The sequence below is a fragment of the Pseudomonas psychrophila genome (assembly GCF_001043005.1).
In the GTDB taxonomy this organism is placed as follows: Bacteria; Pseudomonadota; Gammaproteobacteria; order Pseudomonadales; family Pseudomonadaceae; genus Aquipseudomonas; species Aquipseudomonas psychrophila.
Genome location: NZ_JYKZ01000003.1, coordinates 353,061 through 371,698, shown reverse-complemented (window position 1 = coordinate 371,698; position 18,638 = coordinate 353,061). Strand labels below are relative to the sequence as shown.

Genomic DNA, 18,638 nt, shown 5'->3' with positions numbered 1-18,638 from the left:
GAACTTACAAACATGTCGCCAGCATCGCCAAACGGCGCATGGCTGCAGCGTCGCCCGGTTGCTTGGCGTAGTAGCTCACCGCAGTGCCCGTACCTTGCGGCACCAGATCGGCAAAGGATTCTGCGCCACGGGTATACACCGTCTGCTGACCAGCCTTGTCGCTGTTGAGATAGGCACTGGCATCTACCCCGAAAACGCTTTCGTCTTCCCACGAAAACTTGATGCATTCGGCGACCAGCGCCGTGGCTTTATCCGACGCCAGCACCCGGACCGGGGCTTTGCTGCGAGCAGTGTCCATCGCAGGAGACACACAACCGGCCAGCAAGGCCAGGCTCAAAACGCCAATCAGCATTCGCATTGGAAATCCCCTCAATAAAGGTCAACACGATAGCACGCGGCCAGCGCTAACCGGTGGCTAAATATCCAGTAGTCGCCATTAGAATCAGTGCCTTCAGAGGATTCACGTCAGATAACCGCTCGTCTTTTATCAGTGACCCAGGCCACAGAATCAGCAGTTTTTCATCCGCCAGCCAGCGAAGTCCGGGGTTACTGCTAGCTTCAATTAACAATAAATTCGCCGGGCATCGGACGATAGACCGCCAAAGGGCAATTGAAGGAGCAATACGATGGGATCAAGCACCGTCCGTAAAGCCAGTGTCACGGCACTCACTTTGGTCCTGACGCCGCTGGCGAGCTGGGCCGATAACGCCCGCGATTGGCAAAATACACCCACCGACCTCAACATGCTGTTCGGCTATTACAACCGCGTCGACAGTAACACCCCCATCGACACGGCCTTGCCCATCAAAGGCCTGTCGCTCAATGCTGATGTTTACATCCTGCGCTATGCCCGCTCGTTCTCCGTAGAGGGCCGCAACACTGCGATCCAGCTCCTGCAGCCCTATGCCGACCTGTCGGCGTCTTTTGACAATGCGCGCTATTTCACTGGCACCAAGCACAACGGCGGCATGGGCGACACCCAAGTGGTGCTGGCTCATAACATCTTCGGCGGCCCTGCCCTGAGCAAAGAGGAGTTTGCCAAATGGACTCCCGAGACCTTTCTCACTGGCGCGCTATGGGTGACTACGCCTACCGGGGACTACGACAAAAACCGGGTGATCAATATCGGCGCCAACCGCTGGGTATTCAAACCGGAAATAGGCTTTGGCACGCCCATTGGCCCTACCTGGCTTGAACTGAACACCTGGGTTTCGCTGTTCGGTGACAACGACGAATACCAAGGCGACAGCAAGCTTGAGCAAAAGCCGCTGTATGCCATTGAGGGCCATTACAGCTACACCATTAATCGCGCCCTCTGGGCCTCACTGGACGCCACCTATACACGCGGCGGCGAGACCAAAATCGACGGCGACTGGCAGGACAACAAACAGGAGAGCACCCTGGCAGGCGCCAGCGTGGGCTTTATGCTCACACCCCAGTTTGGCGGCCTGCTGGCCTACACCGACACTGTGGCCGAGCGCAAAGGGTCACCAGATATCGCCACCTGGACCCTGCGCATGCAGTACGTCTGGTAGAGGCCGCCATCATGCTCGCCTTGCGTCCTGCCTTGCTCGGCCTGCTCCTGGTCTTTACCGGACAGGTCCATGCCGCTGGGAACATAGCCATTGAACCCGCAGCCGTGCAGGCACTGGAGCGGATGGGCAGTTACTTGCGCAGCCTCAGGCAGTTTGGCATCGAGGCCAGCAGCCTGACTGACCAAGTGCTGGAAAACGGCCAGACTGTCGAGTTTCGTCATACCACCCAACTGCTGGCCCAACAGCCGGACAAGCTGATGGTCTCGGTCGACAATCAAGGCGTGCGGCGCACGCTCTATTACAACGGAAAGCGCTTTACTCTCTACCAGAGCCCCAGCGCCTACTACGCCAGCGCTCCTGCGCCAGCGAGCATCAATGCACTTATCGACCTGCTCAACACCCGTTACGGTATTGAATTGCCACTGGCCGATCTGTTTCGCTGGAACGCCAACACCTCGGAACAAGCCGGCTTGCGCTCCGCCGTGCTGATTGGCAGTGACACTCTGGAAGGTCAGCGCTGCGATCACTACGCCTTGCGCCAGGACGATATCGACTGGCAACTATGGCTACGCCAAGGCGAACAACCTCTACCCTGCCGCCTGATCATCAGCCGCCGCGATATCCCCGAACATCCGCGCCACAGCGTGGATTTTACCTGGCAACTTAAACCGGCGATCAGCGCCAGCAGTTTCGAATTCGAACCACCCCAAGGCGCCCAGGAAGTGCCATTGCAATGGGCCCCCAGCAAGTACAGCCCGGAGGCGCAACCATGAAGCGCCTACACTGGATGCTATGTGGCGTACTCGGCGCCAGCCTGTTGCACACCTCGGTGGTCATGGCCTGGCAAATACGCAGTGGTGGCGGAGCACGCACCTTTGTTGTGCCCCACAATGGGGGGTATCCGCCCTCTCCACACCCCATGCCACAACCACACCCTCAGTCAGGTCAGCATCCGCATCCACAACCGGGGCCGCCCCCTTATCCGCAACCGCACCCCTACCCGGCGCCCCGGCCCATGCCGCCTCCACGCCCCATGCCTCCTCCACCGCCCCCGCCTCCTGATAACTGGTATCACCCTTGGGCCGCAGCAGCTGTGGTAGGTGCAACCACGGCCATAGCCATCGGCTCGCAGGTAACCAGCGTACCTCCTGACTGCGTGTCGGTGATGGCCAACAATGTGGCGTATCAGCACTGCGGACCCACCTGGTACCAACCGCGTTACGTAGGCGGCAACGTGCAGTTTGTAGTGGTCCCCGCGCCCTGGTAATCATGCTTAAGCAAGGAATGCTTTATGACAACGCTCAACGATCTTAACGCCCTGCAAGCCAGCATCGCCGAATCGGTACTGGGGCAGGATGAGGTTATCCGACAGATTATTGTCGGCCTGCTGGCCAACGGGCATCTGTTGCTGGAAAGCCTGCCGGGGCTGGCCAAGACCCGTACCGTCAAGGCGCTGGCCAAACACCTGGACGCCAAAATGAGCCGCATCCAGTTCACCCCCGACCTGTTGCCTTCGGACATCACCGGTGCCGAGGTGCTGCATCAGGTCGACGGCCAGAACCAGATCATGTTCCAGCCCGGCCCGCTGTTCGGCAACCTTATCCTGGCGGACGAAATCAACCGCGCCCCGGCCAAGGTGCAGGCCGCCTTGCTGGAAGCCATGGAAGAACGCCAGATCACCGTGGCCGGCAACAGCCATCAATTGCCCGAGCTGTTTATTGTGTTGGCCACCCAAAACCCCATCGAGCAAGAAGGCACCTACCCGCTGCCCGAGGCGCAGATGGACCGCTTTCTGATGAAGGTATTGCTCGACTACCCCAACCCTGCGCACGAGTCGCAAGTGTTGCGCATGCTGCGGGCCGAGGAACAGGCGCAAGGCGCCAGCGCCGACACTGCGCCGGGGTTCGCCCTTGGCCAGGAGGCCATTTTTGCTGCCCGCCGTGAAGTCAGTGCGGTGGCCGTCTCGCCCGCCATCGACTGCTACCTGATCGACCTGATCAACGCCACCCGGCACCCCGCCGACTACGACCCCGACCTGGCGCGCTGGATCGCCATCGGCGCCAGCCCCCGGGGCGGCATCGGCCTGGACCGTTGTGCCCGGGCCGACGCCTGGTTGCGCGGTCAGGCATTCGTTTCGCCCGATAACGTGCGCGCGGTGGTGCATCCGGTGCTGCGTCATCGCCTGCAACTGAGTTACGACGCAGTGGCCGATGGCGTCAGCGCCGATCAAGTGCTCCACCGACTGCTCGAAAAAGTCGCAATACCGGCCTGAGGAGCTTGCCGATGTACGCTCCACAGCAGGACGCCGATGGATTGGTGTATGTGTCTCTGGCGCAATTGATGGCGCTGGAATTCAAGGCTCGTGCGTTGAGTTTTGTCGCCCGCCAACCCCAGGGCAGCATCCTTTCGGGCAACCATGCTTCGCGCTTGCGGGGCCGTGGATTGAATTTCGACGAACTGCGCCGCTACCAGCCCGGTGACGACCTGCGTCACCTCGACTGGCGGGCCTCGTTGCGCACCGGCAAACCGGTGGTACGCACCTTTACCGAAGAGCGCGACCGCCCGGCGCTGATCCTGGTTGATCAGCGCATGTCGATGTTTTTTGGCTCCAGCCACAGCTTCAAATCCGCCACCGCCGCCGAGCTAGGTGCATTGGCCGCGTGGATGGTTTTCAACGCCGGCGACCGGGTCGGCGGGCTGGTGTTCAACGACCAGCGCATCGACAGCATCGCCCCGCTGCGCAGTCGCAAGCGGGTCGAAGCGCTGTGCAGCAAAATCGTGCAGCAAAACCAGTTGCTCAATGCCACGCAACCCGACTGCGAAGACGCCGACCAGCTGGACAAGGTGCTGCAACACTGCCTTGCCGTAGCCGGCCATGACCACCTGATTTGCCTGATCAGCGATTTCGCCGATGCAGGCCCGCGCACCCTGCAGCTGATGCGCCAACTGGCGGTGCACAACGATGTGATCGCGATGCAGGTCTACGATCCCTTGGCGCTGGACCTGCCCAAAAACGGCCGCTTGCTGGTGACCCAGGGTCAACTGCAAGTGGAGCTGGCGGTGCAGCACCCCCACATTCGCCAACCCCTGGGAGACTTTCTCAGCGGCCGCTTCAAGGACATCGCCAGCCTGCTGCGCCGCAGCCAGGTGCCGTTGATGATGTTCAGCACCGAGCTGGATGCCCACAGCCAACTGCGCACTGAACTGGGCAAACTGGGCGGGCCGCGTCGATGACCACTCCCATCCCCAGCATTGATCAACTGCAAAACTTGGCCTTGCCTGCGCCCGTCAGTTACATGCCGCAGACCTGGGGCTGGTGGGCGTTGCTGGGGGTTGTACTGGCCGGGCTGGCGGTCTGGGCCGCACGCACTTACTGGCTTTGGCGGCGTAACCGCTACCGGCGCGAGGCCTTGCAGCGTTTGGCCCAGCTGCGCGCGGCCAACGACCCGATCGCCACCTTGCGCGAGCTGCCCACGCTGCTCAAGCGCGTGGCCCTGTCCATGCCGGCCCCACAGGCTGTTGGCCCGTTGCAGGGGGCGGCCTGGCAAGACTTTTTGCGCGGCCACAGCCCGCAACCGCTGCCAGACGATTTCAGCGAGCAACTGGCGTTCCTGGCCTATGCCCCGGATGACCAGTTGCTGGCATTGCCTGACACGCAGCGCCAGTACCTGTTCGAGACCTGCACACGCTGGGTGGAGCTACACCATGTGGCAGTTTGATTACCCCTGGTTGCTGCTGTTGCTGCCTTTGCCGTGGTTCGGCTACCGCTGGCTGCCCGCGTACCGCGAGGCCTGCAGCGCGGTGCGAGTGCCGTTTTTCAACGCCATGAGCCGCGCCATCGACCAGGCGCCACAGGCCGCCGGCACGCGGCATAACCTCTGGCAACTGCTGCTCAATCTGCTGGTGTGGGCGTTGCTGGTGGTGGCCGTGGCCAGACCGGTGTGGGTCGAAAAGCCCATCGAACGCCAGCAACCGGTGCGCGATCTGATGCTGGCCATCGACATCTCACAATCGATGGAAACCACGGATTTTACGGACGCCAACGGGCAAAAGATCAACCGCCTGGCCGCCGTCAAACAGGTGGTGCAGGACTTTATCCAGCGCCGCAAGGACGACCGCATCGGCCTGATCGTGTTCGGCAGCGGCGCCTACCCCCAGGCGCCGCTGACCCTTGACCACGCCAGCCTGTCGTTGCTGCTCGAAGACACGGGAATCGGCATGGCCGGGCCCAACACCGCCATCGGCGATGCCATTGGCCTGAGCCTCAAACTGCTCGACCAGGCCCACGAGCCGGAAAAGGTGCTGATCCTGCTCACCGATGGCAACGATACCCACAGCGCCATCCCCCCGACCCGTGCCGCCGCAATGGCAGCGGCCAAAGGCGTGGTGATTCACACCATCGGCATTGGCGACCCGAATGCCGAAGGCGAAGCCAAGGTCAACCTCACCGCCCTGCAAAGCATCGCCAAAAGCACCGGCGGCCAGTACTTTCGCGCCGAAGACCGTGACAGCCTGAACCAGGTGTACGCCACCCTCGACCGCATCACCCCGCACCAGGTCAAAACCCTGAGCCATCAACCCAAGCGGGACCTGTTCTGGTTGCCGCTGGCGGCGGCCATCAACCTGTTGGCGCTGTATCACCTGGGCGCGCTGCTGGCCTCGCGGCTGCATCAACGTCCGACCCGGCAGGAGGTCTGAAATGGAGATCAACCTCAGCGACTTCCACTTTCTGCGCCCGTACTGGCTGCTGCTGGCTTTGTTCGGCGCCCTGCTGCCATTGCTGTGGCGCCGCAGCCATGACCAGCAGCGCCGCTTGCGGGCGATCATTGCCCCGCATCTGCTGCCCCACTTGCTGATCACCCCGCAAGACCCTCACCGCCTGCGCCCGGTGCACTTGACGGCCGCCCTGCTGATCCTTGGCGCCATCGCGGCGGCCGGGCCCACCTGGGAACAGGATCGCCCGGCGTTCCTGCAAAACCGTGCCCCGCTGATCATCGCCCTGGATTTGTCACCGTCGATGGACGCCAGCGATGTGCAACCGACGCGCCTGGAAGCCGCCAAACACAAACTCCACGACCTGATAGCCCGGCGCAGCGGCGCACGCACGGCCTTGATTGCCTATGCAGGCAGCGCGCATCTGGTATTGCCCGCCACCGACGACCCGGCGTTACTGGACAGTTTCATCCAGGCCTTGGGCACTGACCTGATCGCCCTCCCCGGCAAAAATGTGGCGGCAGTGATCGAACAGGCCAAGCGTCTGCTGCAAGCCGAGAAAGCCCCCGGCACTTTGCTGCTAATCACCGACGGCGCCGACACCGCGCAGCTGGACAGCCTCAAACCACTGCTGCAAGGCAGCGCCCTGCAAGTGCTGGTACTGGCCGTGGGCAGCGCCAATGGCGGGATCATCCGCGATGCCAGCGGCCAGCCGCGCACCGACAGCAATGGCCGCCCCGAGCTGGGCAGCTTCGACAGCGCCGCACTCAAGCAACTGGCCGCCGCCACCGATGCGCCGCTGGGCAGCCTGACCATCAATGATGACGATCTGGACTGGATAGAGGGCCACGCCCGGCAGCACTTTCAGGCCGCCAGCGATGAACAGCGCGAACTGCAATGGAAAGACGCAGGCTACTGGCTGTGCGGGCCACTGCTGTTGATCGCGTTTTTCTCGGTGCGCCGTGGCTGGAGCCTGAACTGGAACGCCGTGCTGGTGCTGGGCGCAGGCCTGGCCCTGCAGCCGGCACCCGCTGAGGCCAACGCCCTGACCGATGCCTTTTTCACCCGTGACCAGCAAGGGCGCTGGGCCTTTGAACATCAGCATTACCCGGCAGCGGCCGAGCTGTTCGTCGACCCTTACTGGAAAGGCATCGCCGCCTACAACGCTGCCGATTTCGACCTGGCACTGGCCAGCTTTGCGCAACTGGACACCCCCCAGGCGTACTTCTATCTGGGCAATATCTACGTGCGCCGCTTCAAGTTCGAGCAAGCGATTGCCGCCTACCGCCAGGCGTTGGCCCTGCAACCACAGTTCCCCGAAGCCAGTGCCAATCTGGCCCTGGCACTGGCCCTGTTGAAAGACACCGACAGCGCCGAGCAAAACACCCCCGAGGTCAAACCCGACGCGATCAAATTCGACAAGCAACCGGGCAAGGGCCAAAGCAAGCCGCTGCAAACCCTGCAAGCGGCCAGCGACGAACAATGGCTGCAAAACCTCACCACGTCCCCGGCCAACTTCCTGCGCCAGAAATTCAGCCTGCAGGACCAGACCGCACAGCAACCGAAGGTGGCGCCATGAAGCGCCTGGGCTTGACCTTGCTGCTGTTCAGCGCTCTGGCCTGGGCTGATGAGCCGCAGTTGCTGGTGCAAACCCGCCTCGTGCCGGGTGACGCGGTGGTGGTCGGCGAACCCTTGCAGCTGCAAGTCGATGTGCTGACCAACACCTGGTTCACCAGCGCCGCGACGCTGCCGGAGCTGTCGATCAGCGGCACCGATATCTTGCCGCCCAATGCCGAAGCCCAGCACCTCACACAAACCCTGCACGGCCAGACCTTGACCGGTCTGCGCTACACCTACCGCATCACCGCGAATCTGGCGCAGGGCTTTGCCATCCCCCCTTTCACCGTGCGGGCAACCCCGGCCCAGGCCAGCCATGAGCTGTCGGCGCAAACACCGGCGATGCAGTTCCGCGCCAGCCTGCCGAGCGGCTTCAGCCCCGGCGAGCCGGTGCTGGTGGCCAGTGCACTGCGTTTTAGCCAAACCATCAGCCCCAATGCCGGCCCGTTCAAGGTCGGTGACAGCCTCAGTCGCACACTGACGCTACAAGCCGACAACACCCCCGGCCTGTCCTTGCCAACGCCTGCGCTGGGCACCCTCCAAGGGCTCAGTGCTTACCCGAAAACCCCGCAAGTGCGCAATCTGGACGACGGCCGTGGCAGCTTTATCGGCGGGCAACGCATCGACCGCGTGAGTTATCGCATCGAGCGCGAAGGCGACTTCACCCTGCCGGCGATCAGCGTCAAATGGTGGGACAGCGTGAACCGCAAGGTGCAGGTCAGCCAGGTACCCGGGTTCAGCTTCAAGGCCACAGCCAACAGCGGCGACAGCCCGGTGTTTTCCATCACCCGCGACCTTGAACAGCTGGGGCAACCGACCCGGCTGCACATCCCCGGATCGCTGTTGTTCCTGGGCTCAATCCTGCTGCTGGCAGGCATCGGCTATATGAGCCGCCGCCGGTTGCAGCACGGTTTCAGCCAGGTCAACCACTGGCTACGCACGCGACCTCCACGCAAAACCTATGGTTTGCGCCCACTTAATCCTGGTCATGAAAAGGACTTCCAAGAATGAATACATCAAAACCAGTAGCCGTGAGAGCGAGCCTGCTCGCGAACGACCTTAGCGAGCAGGCTCGCTCCCACCGGGGCTGCTACAAGAGGCCCTTGACCGGCAACAGGGTATTTACAAAAGCGCTGACGGCCTTGCTGTTTGCCCTGCCCCCTGTTCGCGCAAGCGGCAGATCCGCTGCCGTCCTGGAACGACGGCCCGGCGAAAAAAAGCATCATCGAGTTTGTGCAGACGGTCACCGCTCCGAACAACAAAGGCTTTGTACAACCCGAAGCGCGGATTGCCGTATTCGACAACGACGGCACGTTGTGGAGCGAGCAACCGGGTTACTTCGAAGAGCTTTTCGCCTTCGACGAAATCAAGCGCATGGCCGCCCAGCACCCGGAGTGGAAAGACCAGCAACCATTCAAGGCGGTGATCGAGAATGACCACAAAGCCCTGGCAGAAGGCGGCATGGAAGGCCTGCTGAAAATCTTCATGGCCACCCACGCCGGGCTCACCACCGATGAATTTCGCGACAACGTCCAGCGCTGGCTGAGCACGGCCCGTCACCCCACCACCGGCAAGCCCTACACCGAGATGGTCTACCAGCCGATGCTGGAAGTGCTCGCTTACTTGCGCAGCCAGCGTTTCAAACCGTACATCGTGTCCGGCGGTGATACCGGCTTTATGCGCGTGTTCGCCGAAGAGGTCTACGGCATCCCGCCTGAGCACGTGATCGGCTCCACATTCGTAACGGAGTACCAGGACAAGGACGGCAAACCTTCAATCCTGCGCACCGCCAAAATCGCCCACAACGATGACGGCCCCGGCAAACCGGTAAGCATCGATAGCGTGATTGGTCGTCGGCCGATCCTGGCGTTTGGTAACTCGGACGGCGACCTGCAAATGCTCCAGTGGACTGCCGCAGGATCAGGTCCACGCTTTATGGGCCTGGTTCACCACACCGACGCCAAACGCGAATGGGCCTATGACAAGGACTCAAAAATAGGTCGCCTGGACAAGGCGCTGGATCAGGCAAAACAACAGAACTGGGCTATCGTCGATATGGCGTCGCAGTGGCGGCAAATCTATCCATTCGAGTCCGGCGTAACGGAGCAACAGCAATAAGAATAAGCCGTCAGCAATGCATCAAACAGGTCAACAAGGAGCAAGTTGCATGACTCGAATAGCCAAGTGGTTACCTCAGCTAGCCTTAGTGGCGGCTTCAGTGATGGCGTTGTCTGCCACTGCTGTTGCCGCTGAAAAACCCAACATCCTGGTGATTTTTGGCGATGACATTGGCCAATCCAATATCAGCGCCTACTCCATGGGTGTGGTGGGTTACAAAACGCCCAATATCGACCGGATTGCCAAAGAAGGCATGATGTTCACCGACTATTACGCGGAGAACAGCTGCACTGCCGGTCGATCATCGTTTATCACCGGTCAGACACCACTACGAACCGGCCTATCCAAGGTCGGTGTTCCAGGCGCACCGGTGGGCCTGCAAAAACGTGACATCACCATCGCCCAGGCGCTCAAGTCGCAAGGCTACGCCACGGGGCAATTTGGCAAGAACCACTTGGGTGACCGCGACGAATACTTGCCGACCAATCATGGTTTTGACGAGTTCTTCGGCAACCTGTATCACCTCAATGCCGAAGAGGAACCCGAGCGTCCGTACTGGCCCAAGGATGACCCCGAGTTCGTCAAAACAGCCTCACCACGGGGTGTGATCCACAGTTTTGCCGATGGCAAGATTGAGGACACCGGCGCTTTGACCGCCAAGCGCATGGAAACCATCGACGACGAAACCACCGCGGCTGCACAGGCGTTTATCGAAAAGCAGGCAAAGGCCGACAAGCCTTTTTTCGTTTGGATGAACACCACGCGCATGCACTTGTTTACCCACGTGCGCGACTCCATGAAGGGCCAGAGTGGTATGCCCGGCAACGAATATGCCGATGGCATGCTTGAGCACGATGGCGACGTCGGAAAACTGCTCAAAACCCTGGACGACCTGAAGCTCACTGACAACACCATCGTGGTGTACACCACCGACAACGGACCGAACCAGTTCTCCTGGCCAGACGCGGCGACCACTCCGTTTCGTAATGAGAAAGACTCCAACTGGGAAGGTGCCTACCGCGTCCCTGCCATAGTGCGCTGGCCAGGCAAGATCAAGGCCGGCGAAGTGAGCAACGAAATGTTCTCAGGGCTGGACTGGTTCCCGACCTTGCTGGCCGCGGCAGGTGATACTGAGGTCAAGGACAAGCTGCTCAAAGGTTGGGCACCGGTGGCAGGCGGCACCGACTTCAAGGTGCATCTGGACGGCTACAACCAACTGCCCTACTTGACCGGTCAACAACCCAAGGGAGATCGTAGCGAGTTCTATTACTTCAACGATGACGGCATGCTGGTATCGATGCGTTTCGACAACTGGAAAGTCGTGTTCTGCGAGCAACGTGAACCGGGCGGATTCAAGGTTTGGAGCGAACCTTTCGTTTGCTTGCGAGTGCCCAAGATCTTCAACTTGCGCATGGATCCGTTCGAGCGGGCAGACATTGTGTCCGATCAGTATTACGACTGGACCACCAAAAACGTTTACCTGGGTGAAGTCGCAACCATGAAGGCTGCCAAGTTTTTACAAACTTTTGTAGATTTCCCGCCAAGCCAAAAACCGGCCAGCTTCAGTATCGATCAGGTAAGGGCTGAAGTAGACGCCAAAATCGCCGAGAAAATGAAGCAACACCCAGCGCAGTAACCCTCCGCAAACCTGCCCTCTCCCTGCGGGAGAGGGCTTAAGCTCTTTATGTAGGCATCCGAATTCTTTCCGCACAAGGCTCCCGCGCAATGCCGTCACCCTACCCGACCAGCCGTAAGACGCTGTTAATGCCCGCCTTGCTGCTCTTTATCTCCGGAACTGCAGCCCTGATTTATCAGGTGCTATGGATCAAACAACTGTCGCTGGTGATCGGTGTCGAGGTGTATGCCATCACCACCGGCATCAGTGCCTTTTTCGCAGGCCTGGCTTTAGGTGGACTGCTGTTTGGGCGATTTGCCGACAGGCTGGTCAAACCTTTGCTGCTGTATGCAGGGCTTGAGGTTGGCGTGGCAGTTCTGGGAGTTGCTACTACCCTGGGCCTGAGCCTTAGTGCAGCCCCGTTCGCCTGGCTTGAGCAAAAGGTTGGCCTGCTGGCCTGGTTGCTGCCTCTGCTGCTGGTGGGCCTGCCTGCATTGCTGATGGGCGGCACGCTGCCGGTACTGGTCCGCGCGCTGGCAGCTGACCCTCGGCAACTGGGCCAGGCCGGTGGCCGCCTGTACGCCGCCAATACCGCAGGGGCAATTGCCGGTACGCTGCTCACCGCCTTTGTGCTGATTGCCACCCTTGGCGTGCGCGGCAGTGCCTATGCCGCAGCCTTGCTGAACGTTGTCGCGGCCATTGGCGCATTAATCGTACAGCGTCGCTATCCGACACCCCTTGCCACTCCTTCTTCGACGCCACCGTCGCCGGCCCGTTTAGCCATGGTGCTGTACGCCATTGCAGGCGGTGTGGCGCTGGGTTACGAAGTGGTCTGGTCGCAATCGATCGTGCAATTCATGAGTACACGTACCTACGCCTTTGCGGTGGTGCTGGCGACCTATCTCACCGGTTTGTTTATCGGCAGCAGCCTGATGGCGCGCCGGGTTGATCGCCTGCGCGATCCCTGGGGCATCTTTGCGTTGCTGATCGCTGGTGCAGGCCTGGTCGCCTTGCTGGAAGTCGCCCTGCTCGGGCGCTGGCTGATCCTGCTGCAAACCCGGGGCGAAACCCTGGTACTGGCTTTAGGCACCTCTGCACTGGTGGGCATGAGCACCCGTTTTGCGGTGGCGGCGCTGTGCATCGTATTTATTCCCACACTGCTATTAGGCGCAGCTTTCCCGGTGGCGTTGCGACTGTGTGTAGGCCCGGATCGGGTCGGACGTGATGTCGGCGCAGTCGTTGCATTCAATACGCTGGGCGGCATAGTCGGCGTTGCCCTCTGCGGCTTCGTGCTGATCCCGTTGCTGGGTCTGGTTCGCACCCTGGGCCTATTGGCAATCATCGCTGCAGGGGTTGGTTATGTCGCGGTGCGTCAGGGACACGGGGTCAAAAAAGGCCATCGCCAAGGGGTCATTGCGCTAAGCCTGGCAGCGCTGCTGGTGGCCTGGCTGACCCCGGTTGAGCGCATCGCCGACTTGCTGCCGGGGGCTCGCAACGCCGAGCTGGCGTTCTATGAAGAAGGCCGTGGCGGCACCGTGGCCGTGGTGACCCAAGGTAAAGGCGAGCGCACCTTCCACCGCCTTTATATTCAGGGTGTATCGAACACCGGCGATGCCATGCCGTCGCTGCGTTACATGCGTATTCAAGCCCTTCTGCCGTTGCTGATCCACAACGGCGAACCACGTTCGGCGATGGTAATCGGTTTCGGCACAGGGATAACCGCCGGGGCATTGTTGAGTTATCCGGGGCTTGAACAAAGGGTGGTGGCCGAGTTGCTGCCCTCGGTAGTCAAGGCCTCTTCACTGTTCAAAGGCAACTTCGATGCCGCTGCCAACCCCGGCTTGCAAGTGCGCTTGCGCGACGGTCGCCAGGAGCTCCTGCGCAGCGACCAGCGTTATGATCTGATCACCCTGGAGCCGCCACCGCCTTCCGCCGCTGGGGTGGTCAACCTGTATTCGCGGGACTTTTATCAACTGGCCGCGCAGCGCCTGGAGCCCTTGGGGATAGTCGCGCAATGGCTCCCGCTGCCAACCCAGAACATAGACGACTCGCGCTCTCTGGTGCGCAGCTTTCTAGACGTGTTCCCCTACGCGACGTTATGGACCAGCGAGTTTCACGAAATGCTGCTGGTCGGCTCCTTGCAACCGATTGAACTGGACGCAGCGCGCATCAACGCACGCTTCGAACAACCAGGTGTACGCAGCGCCCTGCAGGATGTAGGCGTCGCTTCGGCGGCGGCCCTGCTGGCAACCTGGGTGACAGATCGTCAGGGGCTTGAACGTTTTGCTGCAGATGCGCCGGCCGTCACGGACGATCAACCACGTATCGAGTACGCTCCCTGGGTACGCTCCAAGGAAATCAGCCGGGTACTCCCGGCGTTGCTCGATCTGCGTCGCCCCGCACTTTTGCTCAACGCCGACCCCGGGTTTGTCGCGCGCATGAATGACCATCAGCAACGTCTGATGCAGTTTTACCGCTCAAGCCTGCATGCCTACGATGGCGACCGTGAGGCATGGGCCAGGGACATCCGCGAAGTGATGCGCGGTGATGGCGCCAACCCCTATTACCGCTGGTTTGTCGGTGAACGCTAAAGCTATTTGGATACGGAAGTCGCAATGCCCAAAACTAAAACTATAAAAGCTGCAAACCAACCTGATTCGCGCCCTACCCTGATGAACCGTTATCTATTACCCGTCAGCGCTGTCATGTTGCTGTTGGTGCTGGGCGGGCTGTGGTTTTATCTCAACCGCCCGGCCCCGGTCGTGACGCCGGTGCTTGAGCCCAAGGCGGTGGCCACCGCACCCGTAGTCAGGCACATGCCCCCTGCGCAGATGGTCGACGAACAACAGTGCCTGGGCTGTCACAGCGCCCAGGCCAATGACTGGCAAGGCTCCCATCACCAGCTGGCCATGCAGGGGGCCGACCCGCAGACCGTGCTGGCCGATTTCAACAATGCCACGTTCAAGGGCGAAGGCGAAAACACCCGGTTCTTTCGCAAGGGCGATGAGTTCTGGGTCAATACGCCGGGACCTGAAGGCAAGGCTGGCGACTTCAAGGTCGCCTACACCTTCGGCATTGCGCCGTTGCAGCAATATTTGATCGAAGTCGGCGACGGCAGGTTGCAAGCCCTGGGCGTGGCCTGGGATACCGAGAAAAACCGCTGGTTTCACCTTTATCCGGGCCAGGGGGTGGACTTCAAGAATCCATTGCACTGGAGCAAGCCCAGCCAGAACGCCAATTTTATGTGCGTGGAGTGCCACACCACCGGCTACAAGCGCAATTTTGACGCCGCGACCAACCGCTTCAACAGCCAGTGGAACAGCCTCGGAGTCGGTTGCCAGGCCTGCCACGGACCGGCCTCCAGTCACCTGCTGGCAGTGACTGACAACACCAAACTGCCCCACAGCGGGTTTGTCGTCGACCTTAAAAACAAGGACGCCACCAGCGAGATCGAAACCTGCGCCCGCTGCCACGCCCGACGCGCCCCGCTGGGTGACGGCTTTACCGTCGGCAAACGCCTGATGGATGACTACCTGCCCAGCGTGCTCAGCCGTGAACTGTATGCACTGGACGGCAAGATCAAGGATGAAGTGTTTGAACACGGCTCCTTCGCGCAAAGCAAAATGTTCGACAAGGGAGTGCGTTGCAGCAATTGCCACAATCCGCACAGTACTCAATTGAAAGCACCCGGCAATGGCGTGTGCCTGCAATGCCATAACAGCGCAGGCAAAGCGGCGGTTACGGGTATTGACGGCAAGGGGCTGCAAGCCAAGGACTACGATTCGATAGAACACCACCGTCATACCGAAGGCCAGCCGGGCTCGCAGTGCGTGGATTGTCATATGCCCGGCAAGCTCTACATGGGCAACGATTTCAGGCATGACCACAGCTTCAGCATCCCCAACCCGGTACGGGCCAAAACCCTCGGCACCCCGGACGCCTGCCTGACCTGCCATCAGGGCAAGACGGGGGACAAGGTGACTGCACAGTTCAAGCTCTGGACCTCACATCAAGGCCCCCAGGCAGCCCGTTACGACGAAAGCTTGTGGTTGATTCGCAGCGGTCAGCCCGGCGCGGCGCAGGCGTTGTACGAGCAATTGCGACGCAGCAACCTGCCGGCAATTCAACGCGCAACGTTATTGGCCGAGCTGGCGAACTACCCCAGTGAATCCGCCATGAAACTGGCCAGCAAGGACTTGAACAACCCTGCACCGCAAGTACGTGAAAGCGCGGTGCGGGCAGTAAGCACGTTTTTGCCTGCGGCTGAACGTATCACCTTGCTCGGCCCGTTATTGAATGACAGCGTGCGCGCGATACGCATCATCGCCGCCCGTAATTTGCTGGGGGCTGCGCGCAATGGTCTAGGGGCACATCAAGGTGCCTGGGACGCAGCCATCGGTGAGTACGAAACGGTGCAACTGGGTCTGGCCGAACGGGCCGAGTCCAACCTCAACCTGGCTATGTTGTATCAGGCCAGTGGTCGTAATACCGAGGTTGAACCAAAACTGCGGGCCGCTTTACTCCGCGACCCGCAGTTCTTCCCGGCGCTGGTCACGCTGATCCAGTGGCTGGAAGCCAGTGGCCGCAGTGCCGAGGCTATGGCCTTGCTTAACGACACGATCAAAACGCACCCACAAACAGCGCTGTTGCAACACAGCCAGGGGTTGGCGTTGATTCGTGCAGGCCAGCCCAAACACGCCATGACAGCTTTGCAGCAGGCGGTGAAACTGGAACCTGACAATGCCCAATACCGTTATGTGCTGGCAGTGGCGTTGCACCAGAGCGGTCAGGTAGAGCCGGCCTGTGCGCAAATGGAAGAACTGCTTAAACGCCAACCGGCATTTCGCGATGCACGGCTGGCGTTGATCCAGTTTTACCTCGACAGCGGCCAGGAGCCCAAGGCACAGGCGGTACTGCAGGCATGGAAAAAGATCAACCCTGAGGACGTGGCGTTGAAGTGAGTCGTCGTAAACTCAGGCGTTAAACCTGGCTATGCTCCTCAGCGGCTACAGTGCGCCCATCCTGTAGATACTCTGTTGCCAGCCGACCTATTCAGAGAAATGTGCTTCGCTAAAGAGGTCGGCCTGCAGGCCGCCTCGGCGGGCAGTTGATCTTGTTTTTGCACTGGTTTTTTGATCTGCCTGCCCTTCTTGGCGTCCGCTGCAAGGAGACAGGTCCAGTTTTAGCGCCAACATACAAGATGGTTGTGACATGTTGAATGTGTTGGGTTGGCGATTGCAGCCTGCATAGAAAAACACCCCAGTGCAGGGTTTTACGGCGGCTGCGTCTACAGGATTCGTCGTCTATCCCTCTACGTAGCAGTTGACGAGTAGAACGAGGCTACGCTCGAGCGCGCAGCGGTCGCAAAACAGTTACACGCGCAGTGCCTGATTAACCGTGCAAGCCGATTTCACGACTGCTGCGTCGCAGTGGCGCACCAAGCCGAACGCAGCCTCGCACGGCTCGTCAGCGACTACAGATCGTGAATGCAACCCACCAACCAGGCCGGCCGGTCGGCCGCCTCGGCGTGCAGTGCTTTTGATCTGCCCGCCCCTTCGGGAGGCCGAGAGGAGGTTCTGCGCAGTGGGTCGACCGGCATGGATGCCGGGAGAGCCGTGTTGGGCCAGGGATGGCCCGTCACGGCGTGCCCACGGAGCGGGACCGGAATGAGGGAACCTGAGCGCAGCGAGGGCCGTACGCGGGGGCGAAAGCGCTTTGGTTACTTTGCCGCTTTTGCAAAGTGACTCGCTGTAAGAGCGAAACCATCATTTCAGTTAACCGCGAATGCCGGATATGTACCCTGTGTGCCCGTTGTTTTGCGAAGCGCCCGCACCTATGCCGAGTCCATATCCATTCGATGTGTCACGGTTCTCTACGGGTTCCGCCCTTACGGCGGGTCACTTTTTCCATACGCCGAAAAAGTAACCAAAAAGACTTGCACTACCATACGGCCGCCTCGCTCAGACTCCGCGGTTCCCTCACTCCGGCACTGTCATGGGGGCACGCCGCGACGGCCATCCATGGCCCATCGCGGCTCTGGACGGCTACAGCATGTATGCATGATTCACCTCCCCGCCATCCGCTCCAGGCTGTTGCTCAAGTGCAGCAGCATGGCGGCGCGGGCGGCATCGGGGTCCTGTCGGCGAATGGCACGCAAGATCGCTTCGTGTTCCAGCACTGCCATTTGCCCCAGTTTCATCAAGTCGGCATCGCCGCGCTCATCAGCGTCAATCCGCGTGCGGGGGATCACCGAACGACCCAGCTGCGAAATGATGTCAGTGAAGTAGGTATTGCCAGTGGCCTGGGCTATCAGGTTATGAAACCGCTGATCGGGCTCGACGCTGCTGTCGTTGTTGGCCAGTGAACTCTGATAGTCATCCAGCGCCTGGCGCATTTGCAGCAGTTGCCCTTCTGTTCGACGCCTGGCGGCCAACGCTGCCGCTTGTGTCTCAAGGCCCATGCGCAATTCGATGATGCCACGTACGCTGGCAGCGGTATCGCGCTTGAGGTGAATGCCCTGCTGCTGATCGCGCTCAAGCACGAAGGTGCCTATCCCGTGCCGGGTTTCGACCAGCCCCGAGGCCTGCAATTTGGAGATGGCCTCGCGCACTACGGTACGGCTCACACCATGCTCACGCACGATGGTCGATTCGGAAGGCAGCTTCTCTCCGGGCGCCAGTTGGCCCAACAGGATTCGCTGCGTGAGCTCAGCCACGATGTCGTGGGCCAGGCCAGGAGAACGCTTGCGGGTCGATGGGCTTTGCGGGTCTTGCATGGGAAACCCCTTCAGTTAAGGCGGCGTAATACTAGCATCTGAATCGCCCCCCAACATGTATGACAACCTATCTTTAGACTAAGAAATGCAGGTCTTGAAAAATTTTAACCTGCCCGCGACAGAACCTCTAAACCACCTAAAAACTGCGAAAAAAAGCTTTATATGGGCATAAAAGCCATTAAAGGCATTTTAAATCTGTTTTATATAACTTAACGGTTTGTATCGGGGCATTGCGATGACAAAAGTCAACTCGTATGATGTCCGT

Annotated in this window: 15 protein-coding genes; 13 read left to right on the top strand and 2 right to left on the bottom strand. The window is 60.4% G+C overall.

The genetic code is table 11. From position 1 onward, the window contains the following. Window positions 1-4 precede the first annotated feature (4 nt). A complete protein-coding gene (locus tag TU76_RS10890; RefSeq protein ID WP_037032389.1) occupies window positions 5-358 on the bottom strand; it encodes a hypothetical protein in 354 nt (117 codons plus the stop codon). Between the two features lie 268 nt (window positions 359-626). Here TU76_RS10890 and TU76_RS10885 point away from each other — a divergent pair, with 268 nt between their 5' ends. The 13 genes from TU76_RS10885 (at window position 627) to TU76_RS10825 (ending at window position 16,559) form a co-directional block, all read left to right on the top strand. Further along, window positions 627-1,535 carry a transporter gene (locus TU76_RS10885; RefSeq protein WP_019826020.1) on the top strand — a complete coding sequence of 303 codons (909 nt, stop codon included), beginning with the start codon at window positions 627-629 and terminating at the stop codon, window positions 1,533-1,535. Between the two features lie 11 nt (window positions 1,536-1,546). Continuing rightward, window positions 1,547-2,308, top strand: a complete 762-nt coding sequence (locus TU76_RS10880) for a DUF2092 domain-containing protein (protein WP_046808623.1) — start codon at window positions 1,547-1,549, stop codon at window positions 2,306-2,308. Then, a complete protein-coding gene (locus tag TU76_RS25205; protein ID WP_148561519.1) occupies window positions 2,305-2,802 on the top strand; it encodes a hypothetical protein in 498 nt (165 codons plus the stop codon). Before TU76_RS10880 ends, TU76_RS25205 begins: the two co-directional genes overlap by 4 nt. 24 nt (window positions 2,803-2,826) lie before the next feature. After that, window positions 2,827-3,807, top strand: coding sequence for an AAA family ATPase (locus TU76_RS10870; protein ID WP_019826028.1), 981 nt, complete (start codon window positions 2,827-2,829; stop codon window positions 3,805-3,807). A gap of 11 nt (window positions 3,808-3,818) precedes the next feature. Beyond that, the gene (locus TU76_RS10865; RefSeq protein ID WP_048351639.1) at window positions 3,819-4,769 is read left to right on the top strand and encodes a DUF58 domain-containing protein; all 951 of its coding nucleotides are present in this window, start codon (window positions 3,819-3,821) and stop codon (window positions 4,767-4,769) included. Beyond that, a complete protein-coding gene (locus TU76_RS10860; RefSeq protein WP_019826032.1) occupies window positions 4,766-5,254 on the top strand; it encodes a DUF4381 domain-containing protein in 489 nt (162 codons plus the stop codon). The genes TU76_RS10865 and TU76_RS10860 overlap by 4 nt, the downstream gene beginning before the upstream one ends. Continuing rightward, on the top strand, window positions 5,241-6,233 hold the full coding sequence (locus tag TU76_RS10855; protein WP_019826033.1) for a vWA domain-containing protein: 993 nt from the start codon (window positions 5,241-5,243) through the stop codon (window positions 6,231-6,233). The genes TU76_RS10860 and TU76_RS10855 overlap by 14 nt, the downstream gene beginning before the upstream one ends. A gap of 1 nt (window position 6,234) precedes the next feature. Beyond that, window positions 6,235-7,827: a VWA domain-containing protein gene (locus TU76_RS10850; RefSeq protein ID WP_019826035.1), complete on the top strand. Its 1,593-nt coding sequence runs from the start codon at window positions 6,235-6,237 to the stop codon at window positions 7,825-7,827. Continuing rightward, window positions 7,824-8,876, top strand: a complete 1,053-nt coding sequence (locus TU76_RS10845; protein ID WP_019826036.1) for a BatD family protein — start codon at window positions 7,824-7,826, stop codon at window positions 8,874-8,876. The genes TU76_RS10850 and TU76_RS10845 overlap by 4 nt, the downstream gene beginning before the upstream one ends. A 138-nt stretch (window positions 8,877-9,014) precedes the next feature. Beyond that, window positions 9,015-9,983 carry an HAD family hydrolase gene (locus TU76_RS10840; protein WP_048351638.1) on the top strand — a complete coding sequence of 323 codons (969 nt, stop codon included), beginning with the start codon at window positions 9,015-9,017 and terminating at the stop codon, window positions 9,981-9,983. 49 nt (window positions 9,984-10,032) lie between these two features. Then, window positions 10,033-11,619 carry an arylsulfatase gene (locus TU76_RS10835; protein WP_037032392.1) on the top strand — a complete coding sequence of 529 codons (1,587 nt, stop codon included), beginning with the start codon at window positions 10,033-10,035 and terminating at the stop codon, window positions 11,617-11,619. An 89-nt stretch (window positions 11,620-11,708) separates the two neighbouring features. Continuing rightward, complete coding sequence (locus TU76_RS10830; protein WP_048351637.1) at window positions 11,709-14,189, top strand: fused MFS/spermidine synthase; 2,481 nt, start codon at window positions 11,709-11,711, stop codon at window positions 14,187-14,189. A gap of 24 nt (window positions 14,190-14,213) precedes the next feature. Continuing rightward, window positions 14,214-16,559, top strand: coding sequence for a tetratricopeptide repeat protein (locus tag TU76_RS10825; RefSeq protein WP_048351636.1), 2,346 nt, complete (start codon window positions 14,214-14,216; stop codon window positions 16,557-16,559). A gap of 1,103 nt (window positions 16,560-17,662) precedes the next feature. Here TU76_RS10825 and TU76_RS10820 read toward each other — a convergent pair. Then, window positions 17,663-18,373 (bottom strand): FadR/GntR family transcriptional regulator, encoded by a 711-nt coding sequence (locus tag TU76_RS10820; protein ID WP_048351635.1) that lies wholly within the window; start codon window positions 18,371-18,373, stop codon window positions 17,663-17,665. Window positions 18,374-18,638 lie beyond the last annotated feature (265 nt).